The sequence below is a fragment of the Streptococcus sp. 27098_8_82 genome (genome assembly GCF_041431615.1).
Taxonomy (GTDB): Bacteria; Bacillota; Bacilli; order Lactobacillales; family Streptococcaceae; genus Streptococcus; species Streptococcus sanguinis_K.
The window spans coordinates 73,583-91,659 of record NZ_JAPVYB010000002.1; the positions used below are offsets into that span (position 1 = coordinate 73,583).

The window sequence follows — 18,077 nt, forward strand, 5'->3', positions numbered from 1 at the left end:
TTCTCCTTAGGTTCTATAGAGGGCATTGATTTTCACATAATCATAGGATAGATCGCAGCCCCAGGCCTGAGCTTCAGCGTCCCCATCGTGTAGGTCAATGGTCAAGGTTAGCAGCTCTCCAGCCATGGCATCACTTGTTTCCTCGGGGTCAAAAGCCACAGGGCTAGAAGCCTGCATAACTGGAATCCCTTCAATCCAAATATCAATATTATCCACCGAGACATCTGCTCCCGCATAGCCGATAGCTGCTAAGATTCGGCCCCAATTTGGATCTTGACCAAAAATGGCAGTTTTAACCAAGCTAGAGCCAACAACACTCTTGGCAATCATACGGCCGCTCTGTTCATCCTTAGCGTGCCGCACATTAACTTCAATCAGCTTGGTTGCTCCTTCGCCATCCTTGGCAATTTTCTTAGCCAAGTCAGCCATAAGATAGCGGAGCATCTTAGAAAACTTTTCAAATTCTTCCGTATCTGGCAGAATTTCTTCATTTTGTCGGCAGCCATTTGCCATGACTAGCACCATGTCATTGGTCGATGTATCTCCATCCACCGTGATTTGGTTGAAAGTCGTCTCCACATGCTGACTGAGAGCCGCTTGCAAGGTAGCACTAGAAATATTGGCATCACAGGTGATAAAGGCCAGCATGGTCGCCATATTCGGATGAATCATGCCTGAGCCCTTGGCCACCCCTGCCATAGTCACCAGGTCTGAGCCAAACTCTTCTGTGACTACACAGGTCTTGGTACAAGTATCCGTCGTCAAGATAGCTTCAGCAAAATCTTCTGACTTGCCACTCACCAGAATCTGTGACAGGCCATTTTTCAGAGCATCCATTGGAAGCTGCTCACCGATGACTCCTGTAGAAGCCAGACCTACCAAGTCGGGCTCAATCTTCAGCTTTTGAGCGGTCAATCGCTGCATCTCATAAGCGGCATCCAGTCCCTGCTGGCCTGTACAGGAATTGGCAACACCAGAATTAACCACTATTGCCTGCAATTTCTGGCTCTTTTGGATTGAGGCTTTGGTCACTAGAAGTGGAGCAGCAATGACCTTATTAGTCGTATAAACTCCTGCCACACTGGCTGGCACTTCTGATACAATCTAGCCAAAATCCAACTTCTTTTTCTTAAAGCCAGCGTGTAAACCGTCAGCCGAAAAGCCTAGCGGACTGGCAATCGTTCCATCAATAGTTTTCATATCTAACCCTTTCTCATCTAGACATAGGACGGTTGACTGAGCAGGCCATCTGTTTCAGGAAAGCCCAACATCAGATTCATATTTTGAACCGCCTGACCAGCAGCCCCCTTGATCAGGTTATCCAGCACAGCCACTACAGTTAAAATGTTTGTTACAGGATTATAGTCAAAACCAATATCTGTATAATTAGTACCGACAACCTGATGCAGATTCGGCAGAGTAGCTTGGATACGGACAAAAGGCTTATCCTGATAGCATTCCTGGTAAATAGCAGCCAACTCTTCTCGAGTCAAAGGTTCTTTTAACTTGCAATAAACTGTCGCCACGATACCACGATTGAGCGGGATGAGGGAAGTTGAAAACTGAATCTGTTGCAATCCCTCATTAAAACGCTGCAACTGCTGCACAATCTCTGGAATATGCTGATGCTGATTCAGCTTGTAAGTCACATAGTTGTCATGCACATGGACAAAATGGCTGGATGCAGCTGGATTTTTCCCCGCCCCTGTCAAACCGCTCTTGGCATCGACAATAATGGAGTCCAGCTCAATAGCCTGAGCCTGTAGCAAGGGAATCAAGGCCAACTCTGTAGCCGTCGCATAACAGCCGGGATTGGCAATAAATCGCTTCCCTCTGACATCTGTAAACTCAGACAGTCCATAAATAAACGCTTTTTGAACATAGTCTTCAGCCGGCTCTTTCTGATACCATTTTTTATAAATATTCCCTTGCAAACGATGATCACCAGATAGGTCAATGACTGGAAATCCTGCTTCTACAAAGTCTTTTGACAAATATTTAGCCACTCCGCTTGACGTTGCAAAGAAAACAAGATCTGCTCGTCGCATTATTTCCTGACTGTCGAAAGCTTCTATTTTCAGGTCGCAAATCCCCTTCAAATGAGGATAAAGCTCTGACACAGGAGCCTCTATATCTTGGCTGGCATGAAGGGAAACGACTTCTGCCTGCGGATGTTGCAATAAAATACGAAGGAGTTCCATACCTGAGTAACCAGTAATTCCTACAATTGAAATTCGCATATTTTTAAAACACCTCCGTATAAATATGCGTTTTATTTTACTCGTATATTTTCCCTTTGTCAAGTATTTTCTGTATTTTTATGCAATATTTTTGAAAATATCATTATTTATTCTAAAACAATTCATAATTTCTTGCCGAAAAGCGGCCTATTTGCTTCTCATATAGAGAAGTAAGAGAGCTGAGAGTACAAAAAAAGATCTGCCCAAAGAGCAGACCTTTTCATCTTTCTGTTATCTAATATTACAACTTCTCAGCAACTGCTGCTAGCAGGTCTGGAATAGCTGATTGCTTGCTGCCACCGGCCATAGCCATATCTGGCTTACCGCCGCCTCGACCATCTACAATCGGTGCCAATTCCTTAATCAGATTCCCAGCATGGACATCCTTGGTCTTGCTGGCTGCAAGGACATTGACCTTGTCTCCAATTGCTGCGACCAGTACGAGAACATCAGAATAGTCCTTCTGCTTCCATGTGTCCGCAAAGGTACGCAGGGCACCTGCATCAGAAACAGAGACCTGACTAGCGATAAAGCTATGTCCATTTGCTTCTTGAACATTCTTGAAGACTTCACCAGAGGCCGCTGCTGCTGCCTTTTCCTTGAGCTCTGCATTCTCTTTTTGGAGTTGACGCAGCTGCTCTTGCATCGCTTCTACCTTGTGAGGCACTTCCTTGATTTGCGGTGCCTTAAGGGTCGCTGCGATAGCTTTGAGCGCCTCTTCTTCCTCGCGGTAGGCTTCGAAAGCTTCCTTGCTGGTGACTGCCAAGATACGGCGAGTTCCAGATCCGATACCCTCTTCTTTGACAATCTTGAAAATGCCGATTTCAGAAGTATTGCCCACGTGAGTTCCTCCGCAAAGCTCGACAGAGTAGTCGCCGATGGCTACGACGCGAACTTCTTTACCATATTTTTCGCCAAAGAGCGCCATGGCACCCATTTCCTTAGCCGTGTCAATATCTGTCTCTACTGTCTCAATGGCAAGGGCTTCCCAGATTTTCTCATTGACTTCTTGCTCGATAGCGCGCAGCTCCTCTGCTGTCACCGCTTGGAAATGCGTAAAGTCAAAGCGGAGAAATTCTACTTCGTTCAGAGAGCCTGCTTGGGTTGCATGGTTACCAAGAACATTATGTAGGGCTGCATGTAAGAGGTGGGTTGCCGTGTGGTTTTTCATGACACGATGGCGGCGGCTGTGGTCAATTTCCAGTTTATAGCTTTGACCCAGAGCTATAGGATCCAAGACCTCTACAGTATGCAACGGCTGACCATTTGGTGCCTTTTGTACATCCATTACTTTCGCTACCAGATTACCTGCCGCATCAAAGATTTGACCGTGGTCGGCCACCTGACCACCCATTTCTGCATAGAATGGTGTTTCTGCAAAGATGAGGGCAGCTGTGCCTGTCTCAACAGACTCCACTGCTGCATCATCTGCTACAATAGCAAGGAGTTCAGCAGTTAGCTCTTCTTTTTCGTAGTTAAAGACACTCTCTACAGTGATGGCCTGCAGGGTTTCATTTTGCATCCCCATTGAGCCGCCCTTGACGACAGAAGCACGCGCCCGATCCTGCTGCTCTTTCATAGCCGCTTCAAAGCCAGCTCGGTCCACAGTCATGCCAGCTTCTTCAGCAATTTCTTCAGTCAACTCCAGCGGGAAGCCGTAAGTATCGTAGAGTTTGAAGGCATCTTGACCAGCAATAACAGTTTGTCCCTTAGCTTTCAAATCTGCCACAATTGTTTCTGCAAAGTGTTGACCAGAGTGCAGAGTACGAGCAAAAGATTCTTCCTCACTCTTGATAATCTTTTCGATAAAGTCTTGCTTTTCAAGAACTTCTGGGTAGTAGCTTTCCATAATCTTGCCCACTGTTGGAACCAGTTTGTAAAGGAAAGGCTCATTGATCCCCAGCTTTTGACCATGCATTGAAGCACGACGGAGTAGACGACGAAGGACATAGCCACGGCCTTCATTTCCAGGAAGAGCCCCATCACCAATGGCAAAGGAGAGCGAGCGGATATGGTCTGCGATAACCTTGAAACTCATATTGTCGCCATCTTGGTCATATACCTTGCCAGACAGTTTCTCTACTTCACGAATGATTGGCATGAAGAGGTCGGTCTCAAAGTTGGTCTTAGCCCCTTGGATAACTGCGACCAAACGCTCCAAACCAGCGCCCGTATCAATGTTCTTATGTGGCAATTCCTTGTACTCGCTACGTGGTACAGCAGGGTCTGCGTTGAATTGTGACAAAACGATATTCCATATTTCGATATAACGGTCGTTTTCAATATCTTCTTCTAAGAGACGCACTCCGATATTTTCTGGATCAAAAGCCTCACCCCGGTCAAAGAAAATCTCTGTATCCGGCCCAGAAGGTCCCGCACCGATTTCCCAGAAATTATCCTCAATCGGAATCAAATGACTAGGCTCAACGCCCATAGCAATCCAGCAGTTGTAAGAATCCTTGTCGTCTGGATAGTAGGTCATGTAGAGCTTGTCTTTGGGGAAATCAAACCACTCAGGACTAGTCAAAAGCTCGTAAGCCCACTCGATTGCTTCATCACGGAAATAATCACCGATAGAGAAGTTGCCCAGCATTTCAAACATAGTATGGTGGCGGGCAGTCTTTCCGACATTTTCAATATCGTTGGTCCGAATGGCCTTTTGAGCATTGGTAATCCGAGGATTCTCTGGAATAATGGTTCCATCGAAGTATTTCTTGAGGGTCGCTACACCAGAGTTAATCCAGAGCAAGGTTGGATCATTGACTGGCACCAAGCTGACAGATGGTTCTACTGCATGACCTTTAGTTGCCCAAAAATCCAGCCACATTTGACGAACCTGAGCACTTGACATTTGTTTCATTTCTTTTTCTCCTTAATTTTTTTCTAAAAATAATTGCATTATGACGACGAACTTTCTAGCATTTCGACATAATCAATAGCGACACAGAGGGAAATCACCAAATCTGAATAAGTTACATCATAGACACTCACCTGATAAGTAGAGGTTAGATGGAAGAGCTCCTTGGTAATCTCTGCAGCGACTTGATTGCTGTCATCCAGCAGACGAAAGTTTAAATCCCAGATATTCCCTTCAACTCGAAGACCCAAATTATCAAATTTATACTTATCACGCAAAAAAGAGAATTTCTTACGGATATAAAAGCTATGCCCACTGCTGAGTTTGATTTCAAACTGGGGCAGGAGGGTTATAAGGGTCTTGGTAATCTGACTGACGATTTGACCCTGACTATCATAGATAGTAAAGGTCTTAGGAATCTGGAAGAAAGAGCCTTCCACTTGGTAATCCACATTTCCTCGATCGTCCTTGATATCAAAGCGTTCGCCGCCTAAGCGAAATTTCTGTTTGACAAGATAGGTTTTCATTATGTTACCTCCACAGTCAACATAAAAGACAAGTTCCTTGTCCGAAGGGCGAAAAACCGCGGTACCACCTTCATTCAATGAACTTGTCATTCTCATTTCGTATTCTATTTTTCAAGATGAGTAGCATGATTCTCCGTCTCAGATGGCTCGCAGCACCGCCAATTCTCTGAACTAAGAACTTGAAAAATCAATTCTCACCAGTCTTATTATACTTGCTTATTCTCTTTTCGTCAACCTTATTCTGCGGCTGAGGATGAAGCTTCTGTTGAACTGCTTTCAGCTGCTGAGCTAGACTCAGATGTCTTTGAGCTGCTGGCAGCACTTGATGAAGAAGTTGAAGAGCCTGTCGTTTCGATATACTGAGCAAAGACAGATTGGAATGCACTGTCCTTAACCTTGATGTTGGCATCTTTCAACTCTTTCGCCACAACGCTTTGGATAAAGCTAGTATCTTTTTCTTTTTGCGCAACGATAATTTTTTTCAGTTTATCTTTGTAGTCTTTCCAGTTAGAAGATTTCTCTGACTTCTTGACCAGCTTAACAATATAGTAGCTTGCTGAGTACTGTGAATCTGGCACAGTCACAAGGTCTGAAACGCCATTTTCTTCCAAAGCAAAAGCAGCTTTTTTGACAGCATCTGGAACATCAGTAGAGCCAGAGTCAAACTTGATTTCTCCGCCTTTTTCCTTAGTGGCAGCATCGGTAGAGTTTTCCTTAGCGATTTGACTGAAGTCTGCTCCTTCAGCTTTAGCTTTTTCAAGAACTTCCTTACCTTTGTCTTCACTGTCAACCTTGATAATTTGAGCTGTTACTTCTGGCGTGTAGTTTTCAAAGGCAGCCTTGTAGTTTTCATCAGTCAGCTCTTTTTCAGCAGCCTTCTTAACAGCATGCTCTACCAGCATATTGGTGCGGATTTGCTCCTTGTAGGCATCTTCGGTCAATCCGTTTTGAGCCAAGACTTGGGCAAAAGCTGTACCGTAAGCAGTTTTAGACTTTTCGAAAGCATCCTTAACATCCTTGTCTTTGACGTCTTTGCCGTATTTTTCTTCAAAGATGTCTTTGATAGTCATCTGCAGCAAGACCTGCTGAGCTGCACCATTGTTTTTCACTTGATCGTAAAATTCATTGACAGTAATCGTGTTTCCTTTCATGGTCACGATGTCCTTGCCTTCTGAGTTAGAACATGCTGCTAATACAGCAACTGACAAGAGCGTCACAGCTCCTGCAAATATTTTTTTCTTCATTTTATATTGACTCCTTATTCTTAAAAGTTCATGTTTTCTATTGTAGCACAAATTTGAATTGATATCTTAAATTTTACTAAAAATTTTTGGAAATTAGGAAAAAATCAGAGATGTCATTTTTTTCTAATCATAAGCAGCCCATCTCCTAAGGGAAGCAGACTCGCAGTCAAATCTGAACTGTCCAAAGTTGCGTCAAAAAGACTGTGCAGTCCTCGGTAAATAGCTCGTTGACCACGCTTAATTTCTTCAAAAGGCTTGGCAACATCTCCTCCTTGAAAGACATCATCAATGAGGACTAGGCCACCAGGATTAAGGCGCTTGAGGACTTGGGGCAGAAAGACCACATACTTGGACTTGGCAGAGTCCATAAAGACAAGGTCGTAAGAATCCTCCAGTGTCTCAAGCAAATCCATCGCATCACCTTCCAGCAGAGTGATTTGCTGACGGCTGTCATATTTTGCAAAATTAGCCTTGGCCAGCTCAATCATCTCTGGATTGCGATCAATAGTCGTAATCTGGGCCTGAGGAGCATGTTCTGCCATCAAAAGGGCCGAAAATCCAATAGCCGTCCCGATTTCTAAAATCTTCTCAGGCTGCAGGCTTTCGAGTAGCAGGCGGAAGTAAGCCACTGTCTCATGGGGAATCACGGGCACATTTTCAGCTCTGGCAAAATCCTCCAATTCCTTGAGGCCACCAGTGACCGGCTGGAGACGCTGTCTCATAAAGTCCACAATCTCTTCTTTGACCACTGGCCGGCGCATATTGGGATTAGAGTTTTGATTATAAGTCTCAACCATCTTATGCCAGTCCCAACTTCTTGACCAAGACTTCGAATTCGTCCAAGCGACGCTCAAAAACAGCAAAAGCAGCATTTAGGTAGTCTTCTTTCTCCATATCCACACCTGCTTTTTTGATGACATTGAGTGGGTAGTCAGAGTTCCCAGCTTTGAGATAGTCCAGATACTTATCCTTGTCTTCCTGACTGCCATGGACAATCTTTTCAGCCAAGGCAGAAGCCGCTGAAAATCCTGTCGAATATTGGAAAACATAGTAATCATAGTAGAAATGCGGAATCCGAGCCCACTCGTACTGAATCTGTGGATTGTCTTCTTTCTTCAGACCATAGTATTTTTCGTTCAAGTCAGCGTAGAGCTCATTGAGAAACTCGCTGGTCAAAACTTGACCTTCTTGGTCAGCCTTGTGGATAGCATGCTCAAACTCAGCAAACTGGGTTTGACGGAAGACGGTTCCTCGGAAGCCATCTAAGAAGTGATTGAGAATAGCAAAGCGGGTAGCATCGTCCTCTACTTCCTCCAAGAGCTTCTCTGTCAGGATATTTTCATTAGTCGTTGAAGCAATCTCAGCTAGGAAGATAGAGTAGTCTCCATAGACATAAGGCTGGGTCTCACGAGTATAGCTGGAGTGCATACTGTGGCCTGTCTCATGCACCAAGGTAAAGAGATTATCCAGCGTGTCCTGCCAGTTGAGCAACATAAAGGCATTGGTATCATAAGAACCGCCTGAGTATGCTCCTGAGCGCTTGCCTTGATTTTCATGAACATCAATCCAGCGCTCTGAAAAAGCTGTCTTCACTCGGCTCAAATAATCCTCGCCCAGAATAGCCAAAACTTCCTCAGACTTAGCCAAGGCTTCCTCATAAGTGAACTTGTAGTCTGTCTCTGACAAAGGTGTGTACATATCATACATCTTCAAGTCAGAAATGCCTAAAATCTTCGCTCGCAAAGCAATATAACGCTGCAAAAGAGGCAAATGCTTATTGACAGCTGAAACTAGGCTGTCATAAACACTTTCTGGAATAAAGTCAGCTGACAAAGCCGCTTCACGGGCAGATGAGAACTTGCGGACTTTCGCATTGTAGTTGTGAACCTTGACATTGGTCTGCAGAGTCTTAGCATAGGTATGCTGATACTGCTCGTAGACGCTGTAGAGAGCCTCGTAAGCTTCCTTGCGGACCTCTCGGTTCTTAGACTCGACCAGGGTGATATAGTTACCGTGGCTGAGCTGAACTTCATTTCCATCTTCATCATGCACCATCGGAAAGACAATATCCGCATTATCCAAGATAGCAAAGGTTTCGCCCGCTGCACCAAAAATTTCACCAGCACCAGCCAATAGCTCCTCTTCACGCTGTGTCAGGATGTGAGCCTTCTTTTTCAAAAGCTTGTCAAAATAATGCTGATACTGCTGCAAGGCTGGCTGCTCAGCCAAGAAAGCTTGGTACTGCTCTTCTGTAATCGCCATAAATTCTGGCTCATAGAAAGCAAAGCTTTGACCAAAGTCGCTGTAAAGAGTCATGCCTTTAGCCTGATACTCTTGGTACTTAGCCACACGTGTATCTTGGTCATTCTTCATGTGAGCATAAGAATAAAGCTTTTCAATACGACGCATCAAGTCCAACTGCACTTCAGTCGTTGTTAAGAGACTGTCCGCTGAATTCAGCAAATGCCCAGCCAGACCAGCTGCTTTCTTCACTTCTTCTGAAACCTGAGCCAATTCCTCTTCAAAGGCTTCATCTGTTGGGAAAATGGTGCTTAAATCCCAAGTATATTTTTCTTCAATTTCATTTCTTTGTTTTGCCATAAAAAAATCCTCCGACTCCCCTATTCTATCACAAAATTCTACTTTTTATAAAACTCAAGTACCAAAATCACATAGTAGCTAGGCAGACAGACTTAATTAATAAAAAAACTCTTTGAACCTAATTCCTGACCAAACAAAAATTAGATTCCAAAGAGTTCATTTTTTCTTATCACTTACTGCTTTATCATATGTCATTCTCCCCTCAACTTCTTTGCAAGCTCACCAGAAATTACATAGCCAGTATGTTCTAGCTTGCCATCAGACTCTTCCATCAATGTTGTGGTAATTGTTAATTCCGGGTCATCGTTTATTATAAGCTCAACTATTAAGCCACCCATTGGATTATATTTAAGATTTTTTTCATTTATTGTATATTTTTTTATTATCCCCTTTTCTGTCAGTGCTTCAGGATCTTTCTTCCTTAACATTTCCTCAATTAACTTTTTAGATTTCTGACTCTCCACAATCTGAATCATTTCTTCTTTTTCTGATTGACTTTTTACAATACTGCACCCTCCTAAAAACATAGCTGAACTGAGTGTGATGATAGTCAGAAAAATGACAAAAATTTTCTTCATGATAGCACCTTTCACTTCTCATATTTTCTAAAGCTAGCTGAATTAGCACGATTTAGAATTTTTAACTATCTAACTTATTACTTTATTATATTATACAGGATTCTTAAATATTCTAAAACTGAAAGGATAGCTAAAAGTTGATGGCTTCATCAATGGGAAACTAACGATACTTAGCATTTTTCTCTTATCATCTCATAAAAAGCCGGTGAATAAACAATTTGCAGATTTTTTTGCTGGAGATTGGCGTAATAATTCTCAAACTGCTGGTAATAGTCTGTCAGGTCAGTAGTTATCTGACAGAAAGAGGCAGCCTGTATCGGCCGAACCTGTGGATAGAAATCCTCTGCAGTCTTAGTCAAGAGATTATCGCCATTCTGGTAGAGCTGGGCCTGCAGCCGCATCCATCTAGGCTGCTGGTAATAAAGCTGACGGCGGATATAATTGCAGATCTGCGGATCTTGCTGGGCCAGAAAGCTGTTCATCTCCTGCTTTTGAAAGGGTAAACGCAAAATATCCAAAAGCTGACCGTGACCAAAGGGAAAGTTCTTGGTCTTGTGCTGGACCTTTCCATGCAGATCTTCGTGAATCAGGTATTTGAGACGCAGAACCTGCTTTTCTTGATCCAGCTCCCAGAGATGAAAGCCCATATTTTTACTAAAATAGAGAAAATCCTTCTGCAGGCGAGTTAGGGAATCCTTGAGCCAAAGTTTTCGCCCCAAAAGCCAGAGAACCTGATAGCCATGCTGGCGGTAAGAAAGCGTCCGTTCCTGCAGCCGTTCTATACTTAGGGGACTGCACTGGACTTCAAGAGCCAGTTTTTTATCAACCAGCAAATCAGCAATCTGCTGCAGTGCAGGCAAAAAAGCCTCGACCTCAACTTCTTCTGTCTGGACAGCCCAGCGAAAAAGCTCGGCCTTAAGGTTCAGGTGCTCAGCGCTCTCATTTTCCCTGTAAAAACGACACTCTTCTAGCGAAATATGCGCAAAATGCGGCTGCATAACCTTCCCTTTTTTAAAACGGACTGCCCCTGAACAAGCCGGGCAGACGAAATCAGCTCCCTTCTCAATCTTCTCCTCCAGAGCATTACACAAAAGCCCCTTATGATTTCGCGCCACAAACATATCCTAGCCCCCTCTAAAATTTCTCTCATTTACTAAAATATTCGCAAAAGAAAAGAGAAAAGATCTACATCGTCAAAAAACGAGTCAAGAGAACATCTCTCCGACTCGTTTTTTATTATCCAAATAATTGATTTCCTTTTCGTTCTGGCAATTTTAGAAAGAGGGCCAGGAGACAGACTAAGCAGATAATAGCTGCTAGAAAGAGGTTCATTCCTTCGTAGCCCCAACTGTCCAAAAAGTGACCCGCAAGATTTTGAATGAGAATGGTTCCTAGACTGCGGGCTGTCTGGACCAAAGCAATGGCTGTAACTAGGTATTTTTCATCGACCAAGCTGGCTACGATTTTTAGGGTCACCATAATCAAAACCATGCCCGTCACGTGCTTAGAAAGGAGAGTCATCCCGATTTTCGAAATCAAACCTAGGTCCAAGGCATAAACGCTGTACTGGAGAAAGATGATTCCCAGACAGATATACAGAAGCTTTTTCATCGAAATTTTGTCCATAAAAAGATAGGAATAAAAGATGAAAGGCGCTTCAACCAGAACTGATAAGGCAACGACAGTCGAAGCCATATCCACCTCTAAGCCACTATGCTGTAGCATGGCAGGGATATAGGTATGACCAGTATTCCCCACTCCAGAGTAAAGGGCGACCAAAAGTAAGTAAAAGAGATAGGTTTTGTTGATCAAGAGTTTCCCCAGACCTGTCTGCTTGCGGGTATTCCTGCTTTCTAGGGCTGCTCGGTCGTGCTTGGGCTAGATTCCCAAAAGTCCTATGCTGCTGATAAGCATCATGCCAATAAAGACTGGGAAAATAGCCTGTGGTGCGACTCTTTGATAGATTAGTCCTGCTAGCTGAGAGCCTAAGGCATAGCCAATGGTTCCCCAAATCCGAATCTTACCATAAGTATAAGGACTTTGAGCCGCAAGAACATCCATGACTGGATTAACCCCGTTAACCAACATGAGAACTAGGCTATACCAGACCAGTAACTGCCAAAGCTGAGTCGCTTTCATGAAAAATACAGCCCCAACCATCATAACTAGAAAGCTAAAAAGGAAGATCTTTTTAATTCCCAAAGCATCGCTGAGAACTCCAAAAATTGGCTGAGCCAACATGGAGGCAAAGAAGGAAGCTGACACTACCATAGATACTTGGGCATTAGAATAGCCTAAGTCCTGCATATAGACTGATATCAGAGTCGAAAAAAGAGAATAGGCTAGGAAGAAAAAATTAAAGAGTAAAAAATGAGCTAGATAGCTGTTGTGAAACTTTTTTCGCATCGAAATCTCCTTAAGACAGAAAGAAAACTCAGCAAAAGAACTGAGTTTTAGCTTGGAAAGTCATTCCGTTTGTATGTGACAGAGGACATTCCCTTTATTCAACATCTGTATTTCTGCGACGTTCCTGCTTTGCAGCCTTGCGTTTTTGACGACTGCGGTATTCAAAGTACAGAATGATTAGCAGGATGCCAACAGGCAACAGAATCAACATCTTATCGCTGAAGAACACACCATACCAAGGCTTGCTTTCCGACTTGCTGCCAGTCACATTTTCAATAGCCTGAGCAACTGGATTCTCAACTTTCTCTACTTTCATTTCATCAGAGATCTTGCTAGACAAGGTCTTCAAGCCATTTTCAGCCTTGAGAACATTGTTTTCAACCTTGACTTTAGGCTCGGTTCCCTTTTTAACAGTAGCGTAGAAATCCTCAGGCAGCTTATACTTCTGTCCATCAATCTCCTGCTCACCCTTGGATAAGAGTTTTTTGTACTCATAATCCGCATAAGCCTTCTCAATCAAAGCATTACCAAAAGGATGGCGGTAATACTCACCGTCTTGGTCAGACCAGTCACCGACTCCCATAATCACAGCAATCATGCGCTGATCTCCACGCTTAATGGTCGCGATATAGTTGAAAGCACCGTTAGGACTAGAGCCCGTCTTCATACCATCTACGCCCTTGAGTGCGTATTTAGCACCCGGCAGGGAGTAATTATAAGTTTCAAAGGTTTCCTCGTAAGGAGTTCCAGCTTTAACCGTAACCTTGGCTTTATTAGTGTAGTTTAGAATCTCAGGATGGTGATTGACAAAGTTGTAAGCCAGAATCGCCAAATCACGGGCTGTTGTCTGATTGCTGGCATAATTATCGTAGTTTTGAGGGTTATAATAGCCCTTGAAAGAAACCGCCGCTGCACCGCTGGCATTGAACCACTTGGTATTCGTCATGCCCAGCTCTTGAGCCTTGGCATTCATCCGATCCAAGAAAGCATCTGGATCATTGTCAGATAGATAATTAGCCAGCATGACGGTTGTCGCATTGGATGAAGGCACGATTGTCATGGTAATCAGCTCAGATACGGTATAGTCCACACCAGCAACAATTTTATTATTAGAAATTTCATAAATATTAGCGGTGGCCTGATCCTGAGGTGTAGCTGTAATGACCGTCTTTTCGCTGATTTTTCCTTCCTTAATCGCTTCAAAGACCAAGTAAAGCGTCATAAGCTTACTCATACTGGCTGGATCACGCACCTCATCGACATTATCCTCCCAGACAACATCACCTGTACTGCCGTCAATAACGAGAGAAGACTTGGGACGATTAATCGCCTGAACATTATCATGCGGATACATCTTTTTAGCCATATCCACCAATTCATCAGCCCTAGCAGCTAGTGGCGCTAAAGAGGTCAGGAACGCAATTCCCAATAACAAAAGCTTTTTCTTCACAGGATCCTCCAAAGAACAATTATACCTATCTAGTATATCATATTTTACGCAAAGTCAACCATAAATCTAAAAATCCTACCTAAAAAATAGATAGGAAATTAAGAGACTTTTATCTGGCAAAGCCAGTTTTCTAGCAATACCGTCAAAATCTTAGTGTTTTAACAGGCTAAGCGCTTCCTTATCAGCGATAATCACAACATCTGGATGCTTCTGGAGAGCACTGCCAGGCAGCTCCTCCGTCACCTCACCCTCAACAGTCCCTGCTATAGCCTTGGCCTTAGCTGAACCGTAAGCAAAGAGGATGATGGACTTAGCATTTAGGATATTGCCAATCCCCATGGAAATAGCCTGGGTCGGAACATCTTCCATCTTGTCGAAGAATCGAGCATTGGACTGAATGGTGGACGGTGTCAAATCCACTAAGTGAGTCTGACTGTCAAAACTAGTCCCCGGCTCATTAAAGCCGATATGACCATTCGTACCGATTCCCAAAATCTGTAAATCTGCTGGATACTCTGCAAGAAGCTGATTGTACCGCGCCACTTCTGCTTCTAAATCTTTCGCTGCGCCATTAGGCAGGAAGCTTGCTTTAAAAGGCTTTTGGTTAAAGAGGTGCTGGTTCATGAAATAACGATAAGACTGAGGATCGTCCTCCTGCAAACCAACATATTCATCCAGATTGACACTGAAAATCTCTGAAAAATCAAGGTCACTCTCAACAATCTGCTTGTAAAATCCTTCTGGGCTGCTACCTGTAGCTAAGCCTAAAGTTTTTGCCCCCTGAGCCAGCTTTTCTTTGAGCAGTTCGAAAGCCACTTTGCCACCTTCTACTTGGTTTTCCACTTGAATAATTTTCATTTTCTACCTCCACTTCTTTTCTTAATTTCATTATATGGTATAGACCAATTTTTGTCAAGAAAAAGTATGCAAAATAGACATACTTTTCAGTCATGCTCGCTTCCTTTTGCAGCAAATCGTGTTATAATAGAGACATGTTTTTACTGATTGTTTTATTGATTTTATTTTTAGTCGGAGTCTTACTCTGCAGCTTGAGTTTCCTCATGAAAAAACAACCAGGCTGGCAGATTGTAAGTTTGATTTTAGGAGGCTTGCTGACAGCCAGTCCCTTCCTACTCGCTGCCTACCTACTCTGGCTGATGAAAACAATATAAGGAGATACGATGAATACCGCTGATTTTGATTTTGACTTGCCCGAAGAGCTGATTGCTCAGACACCTTTGGAGAAAAGGGATGCTTCCCGCTTGCTAGTGGTCGATAAAGAAACAGGAGTCTTCTCCGACCAGCACTTTGACCAGATTATTGATCAGCTCCAGCCCGGCGATGCCCTAGTGATGAATAATACACGTGTCCTTCCTGCCCGCCTTTATGGTATCAAGCCTGAGACAGGGGGCCATGTCGAGCTGCTGCTACTCAAAAATACTCAGGGCGATGATTGGGAAGTGCTAGCCAAGCCAGCCAAGCGCCTCAGAGTAGGTGCTCAGATTTCCTTTGGCGATGGCCGCTTAACTGCTACTGTGGTAGAGGAGCTGGAGCATGGCGGCCGAATTGTGCGCTTTGGCTACGAAGGGATTTTCCTAGAAGTCTTGGAAAGCTTAGGAGAAATGCCGCTTCCGCCTTATATCCACGAAAAACTGGCAGACCGCGAACGCTACCAGACTGTCTATGCTAAAGAAAACGGCTCTGCTGCTGCGCCAACTGCCGGACTTCATTTCACAGAAGAGTTGCTGGAGCAGATCGCTGCCAAGGGAGTCAAGCTGGTCTATCTCACCCTTCATGTCGGACTGGGAACTTTCCGACCGGTTTCTGTAGACAGCTTAGATGATCACGAGATGCACTCCGAGTTTTACAGTCTGTCCGAGGAAGCTGCCCAGACACTCCGTCAGGTCAAGGCAAATGGCGGCCATGTCATTGCAGTCGGCACAACATCTATCCGCACCTTGGAGACAATTGGTAGTAAATTTCAGGGTCAGATTCAGGCTGACTCTGGCTGGACCAATATTTTTATCAAGCCGGGATACAATTGGAAGATCGTTGATGCTTTTTCAACCAACTTCCACCTGCCCAAATCAACTCTGGTTATGTTAGTCTCTGCCTTTGCCGGACGTTCCTTAACACTTGAAGCTTATGAGCACGCTATTGCTGAGCGCTATCGCTTCTTCAGCTTTGGTGATGCTATGTTTATCAAATAACTATAGGTGAAAATTTATGAATAAAATTGAAAGCAGACACCGTCTCATCCGCTCCTTAATCATGGAGAAAAAAATCCATACCCAGCAAGAACTCCAGGAGCATTTGGAAGCAAATGGCGTTATTGTAACCCAGTCCACTCTTTCACGAGATATGAAAGCACTCAATCTGGTCAAGGTTAGTGAAAACGATACTTCCTACTATATCATCAACAGCATCGCACCATCCCGTTGGGAAAAACGCCTCCGTTTCTATATGGAGGATGCTTTAGTCATGCTGCGACCAGTTCAAAATCAAGTCGTCATGAAAACCCTGCCTGGGTTGGCCCAGTCTTTCGGTGCAATCTTAGACGCCTTAGAGCTGCCGCAGATTGTTGCTACTGTCTGTGGTGATGACGTCTGTCTGATTATCTGCGAGGATGATCAAGGGGCCCTTGACTGCTTTGAGAAGCTCAAAGAATTCACCCCACCATTCTTCTTTAGTAAATAAAAGCTGAGACAACATTGCCTCAGCTTTTTCTATTTACGATTTTTCCTCAATGAAACACATTAGCAAATCAGAAAGACATACTTGACTAGAGCAATGCATTACCGAAGATAGTTTCAAAAAGTCAGCATTTAAGGTGTTGTAGCCAAACGATAAACGGCTTCCGCGTAAATATCCATGGCCCGATATAGATCATCTAAGCGCAATCGTTCATTGACCTGATGCTCTGTCTGATCAGCTCCCAGAAAGAGGGCGCCGAAGGCAACACAGTTAGGCATCGTACGAGCAAAGGTCGCTCCGCCAGAAGACATAGCTGGACTGTTGTCTCCTGTTTTCTCCTGATAAATTGCCATCAGGGTGCTGACCAACTCACTGTCCAATGGTACATAGAGCGGAGCCAAGTAATCAAACTCCTGATAGGTCAGCTCGTATTGACTGGCTATTTCTGCCAGCTTTTCAACCAACTTGTCCTTGTCTGCCAAGACCGGAATCCGCATGTCAATCCGAATCTCAGAGCGGTCAGAGGTTAAAGTCAGACCGGCAACATTAAAGGAAAGAAAGCCCGACTGTTCGTCAGACACAGCCCCAAAGAGATGGCTGCCTGTCGCATCTTCACCAACCGCCTGAGCCAGAAAGACAAGAGCCGGATGCGAATCCAAGGGCTGCAAGACCTTAGCTAGGCGAATAATGGCGTTAATTCCTCGGGCAGCATCCTTGGCGTGCTTAGGCAAGCCGATAACCGTTACTTCTTCTGCCGTTCGCTCATATTCATAGCCTAAATCTTCCAGCCCTGTGACGACTGACTCTAGTAGGCTGCCTGAATAGGAAGCCTTGGCAGGAACGACATTAAAAGCTTGACCAGCTTCGAGCTCTAAAGTATCAGAGCCAGGTCCTTCTAGCTTAAGCTGCAGAAGCCCCTTCTCAGCATAGGTCAAAGGGAAGGAAGAGTCTGGTGCAAAGCCAAGTGTAGCCTGCTCTTCTAGCTGGTTGTATCTACCCATACAACGCCAAAGTGTCTCCTCATCTGTACCAAAGATAAAGCGAACCCGCTTTTTAAATTCCACTCCACTGTCCAGCAATGCTTTTACAGCATAAAGAGCGGCCATGGAAGGTCCCTTGTCGTCCTGCACCCCACGACCAAAAATCCAGCCATCTTTGACAGTGGCTTCAAAAGGCGGCGTCTGCCAGTCCGACTCATCACCTGATGGAACAACATCCAAATGACAGAGAACGGCCAGGAGCTGAGCTCCATGACCGATTTCTGCATATCCGTAATAACCTTTAGGGTCGAGGTAGGTTGTAAAACCTAGCTCCCGACAGATTTCTAAAGTTTTTTCTAGGACATCTTGGATAGCTTGTCCAAAAGGTGTTCCATTTTGACCTTCCTTCAGTACTGAAGGATAGGAAACGATTGTTTTCAAAGATTCAAGAAAATCTTCTTTAACTTCTTCCGTTATAAAATTTTTCATGGAATCACCTC

The 18,077-nt window shown here is 44.2% G+C and carries 14 protein-coding genes and 2 pseudogenes; 3 read left to right on the forward strand and 13 right to left on the reverse strand.

The window, feature by feature from the left end:
- Positions 1-6: 6 nt before the first annotated feature.
- The 12 genes and pseudogenes from argJ to nagB all read right to left on the reverse strand — a co-directional run bounded on the left by argJ (position 7) and on the right by nagB (position 14,761).
- Positions 7-1,200, reverse strand: a pseudogene (argJ, locus tag O3627_RS03685) (bifunctional glutamate N-acetyltransferase/amino-acid acetyltransferase ArgJ).
- A 17-nt stretch (positions 1,201-1,217) separates the two neighbouring features.
- Positions 1,218-2,240 (reverse strand): N-acetyl-gamma-glutamyl-phosphate reductase, encoded by a 1,023-nt coding sequence (argC, locus tag O3627_RS03690; RefSeq protein WP_125381830.1) that lies wholly within the window; start codon positions 2,238-2,240, stop codon positions 1,218-1,220.
- A gap of 241 nt (positions 2,241-2,481) precedes the next feature.
- The gene (gene alaS / locus O3627_RS03695) at positions 2,482-5,100 is read right to left on the reverse strand and encodes an alanine--tRNA ligase (RefSeq protein ID WP_343093623.1); all 2,619 of its coding nucleotides are present in this window, start codon (positions 5,098-5,100) and stop codon (positions 2,482-2,484) included.
- 38 nt (positions 5,101-5,138) lie between these two features.
- Positions 5,139-5,720: an LURP-one-related family protein gene (locus O3627_RS03700; protein WP_343092326.1), complete on the reverse strand. Its 582-nt coding sequence runs from the start codon at positions 5,718-5,720 to the stop codon at positions 5,139-5,141.
- Between the two features lie 140 nt (positions 5,721-5,860).
- Positions 5,861-6,868 (reverse strand): peptidylprolyl isomerase PrsA, encoded by a 1,008-nt coding sequence (gene prsA, locus O3627_RS03705; protein WP_343092325.1) that lies wholly within the window; start codon positions 6,866-6,868, stop codon positions 5,861-5,863.
- A gap of 113 nt (positions 6,869-6,981) precedes the next feature.
- Positions 6,982-7,665, reverse strand: a complete 684-nt coding sequence (locus O3627_RS03710) for an O-methyltransferase (protein ID WP_125357103.1) — start codon at positions 7,663-7,665, stop codon at positions 6,982-6,984.
- A 1-nt stretch (position 7,666) separates the two neighbouring features.
- Positions 7,667-9,469, reverse strand: coding sequence for an oligoendopeptidase F (gene pepF / locus O3627_RS03715; RefSeq protein WP_125357104.1), 1,803 nt, complete (start codon positions 9,467-9,469; stop codon positions 7,667-7,669).
- A 191-nt stretch (positions 9,470-9,660) separates the two neighbouring features.
- Entirely contained in the window at positions 9,661-10,047 is a 387-nt protein-coding gene (locus tag O3627_RS03720; protein WP_343091974.1) for a DUF1310 family protein, read from the reverse strand.
- Positions 10,048-10,217: 170 nt separating this feature from the next.
- A complete protein-coding gene (locus O3627_RS03725; protein ID WP_343091973.1) occupies positions 10,218-11,168 on the reverse strand; it encodes a competence protein CoiA family protein in 951 nt (316 codons plus the stop codon).
- A 115-nt stretch (positions 11,169-11,283) separates the two neighbouring features.
- Positions 11,284-12,453, reverse strand: a pseudogene (locus tag O3627_RS03730) (MFS transporter).
- 94 nt (positions 12,454-12,547) lie between these two features.
- On the reverse strand, positions 12,548-13,903 hold the full coding sequence (locus O3627_RS03735) for a DUF1958 domain-containing protein (RefSeq protein ID WP_080555437.1): 1,356 nt from the start codon (positions 13,901-13,903) through the stop codon (positions 12,548-12,550).
- Positions 13,904-14,053: 150 nt separating this feature from the next.
- The gene (gene nagB, locus O3627_RS03740; RefSeq protein WP_125401415.1) at positions 14,054-14,761 is read right to left on the reverse strand and encodes a glucosamine-6-phosphate deaminase; all 708 of its coding nucleotides are present in this window, start codon (positions 14,759-14,761) and stop codon (positions 14,054-14,056) included.
- Between the two features lie 134 nt (positions 14,762-14,895).
- On the opposite strand from nagB, the gene O3627_RS03745 reads away from it, so the two are divergent.
- From O3627_RS03745 to O3627_RS03755, 3 genes are read left to right on the forward strand one after another with little or no spacing between them, the layout of a single operon-like run.
- Complete coding sequence (locus O3627_RS03745; RefSeq protein WP_002897949.1) at positions 14,896-15,075, forward strand: hypothetical protein; 180 nt, start codon at positions 14,896-14,898, stop codon at positions 15,073-15,075.
- Positions 15,076-15,084: 9 nt separating this feature from the next.
- Positions 15,085-16,113, forward strand: a complete 1,029-nt coding sequence (queA, locus tag O3627_RS03750) for a tRNA preQ1(34) S-adenosylmethionine ribosyltransferase-isomerase QueA (protein WP_125401414.1) — start codon at positions 15,085-15,087, stop codon at positions 16,111-16,113.
- Between the two features lie 16 nt (positions 16,114-16,129).
- A complete protein-coding gene (locus tag O3627_RS03755; RefSeq protein ID WP_002896068.1) occupies positions 16,130-16,600 on the forward strand; it encodes an arginine repressor in 471 nt (156 codons plus the stop codon).
- 128 nt (positions 16,601-16,728) lie between these two features.
- Here the strand turns inward: O3627_RS03755 and O3627_RS03760 are convergent, their stop codons facing one another.
- Positions 16,729-18,066 (reverse strand): dipeptidase, encoded by a 1,338-nt coding sequence (locus tag O3627_RS03760; protein WP_343091971.1) that lies wholly within the window; start codon positions 18,064-18,066, stop codon positions 16,729-16,731.
- Positions 18,067-18,077: the final 11 nt, after the last annotated feature.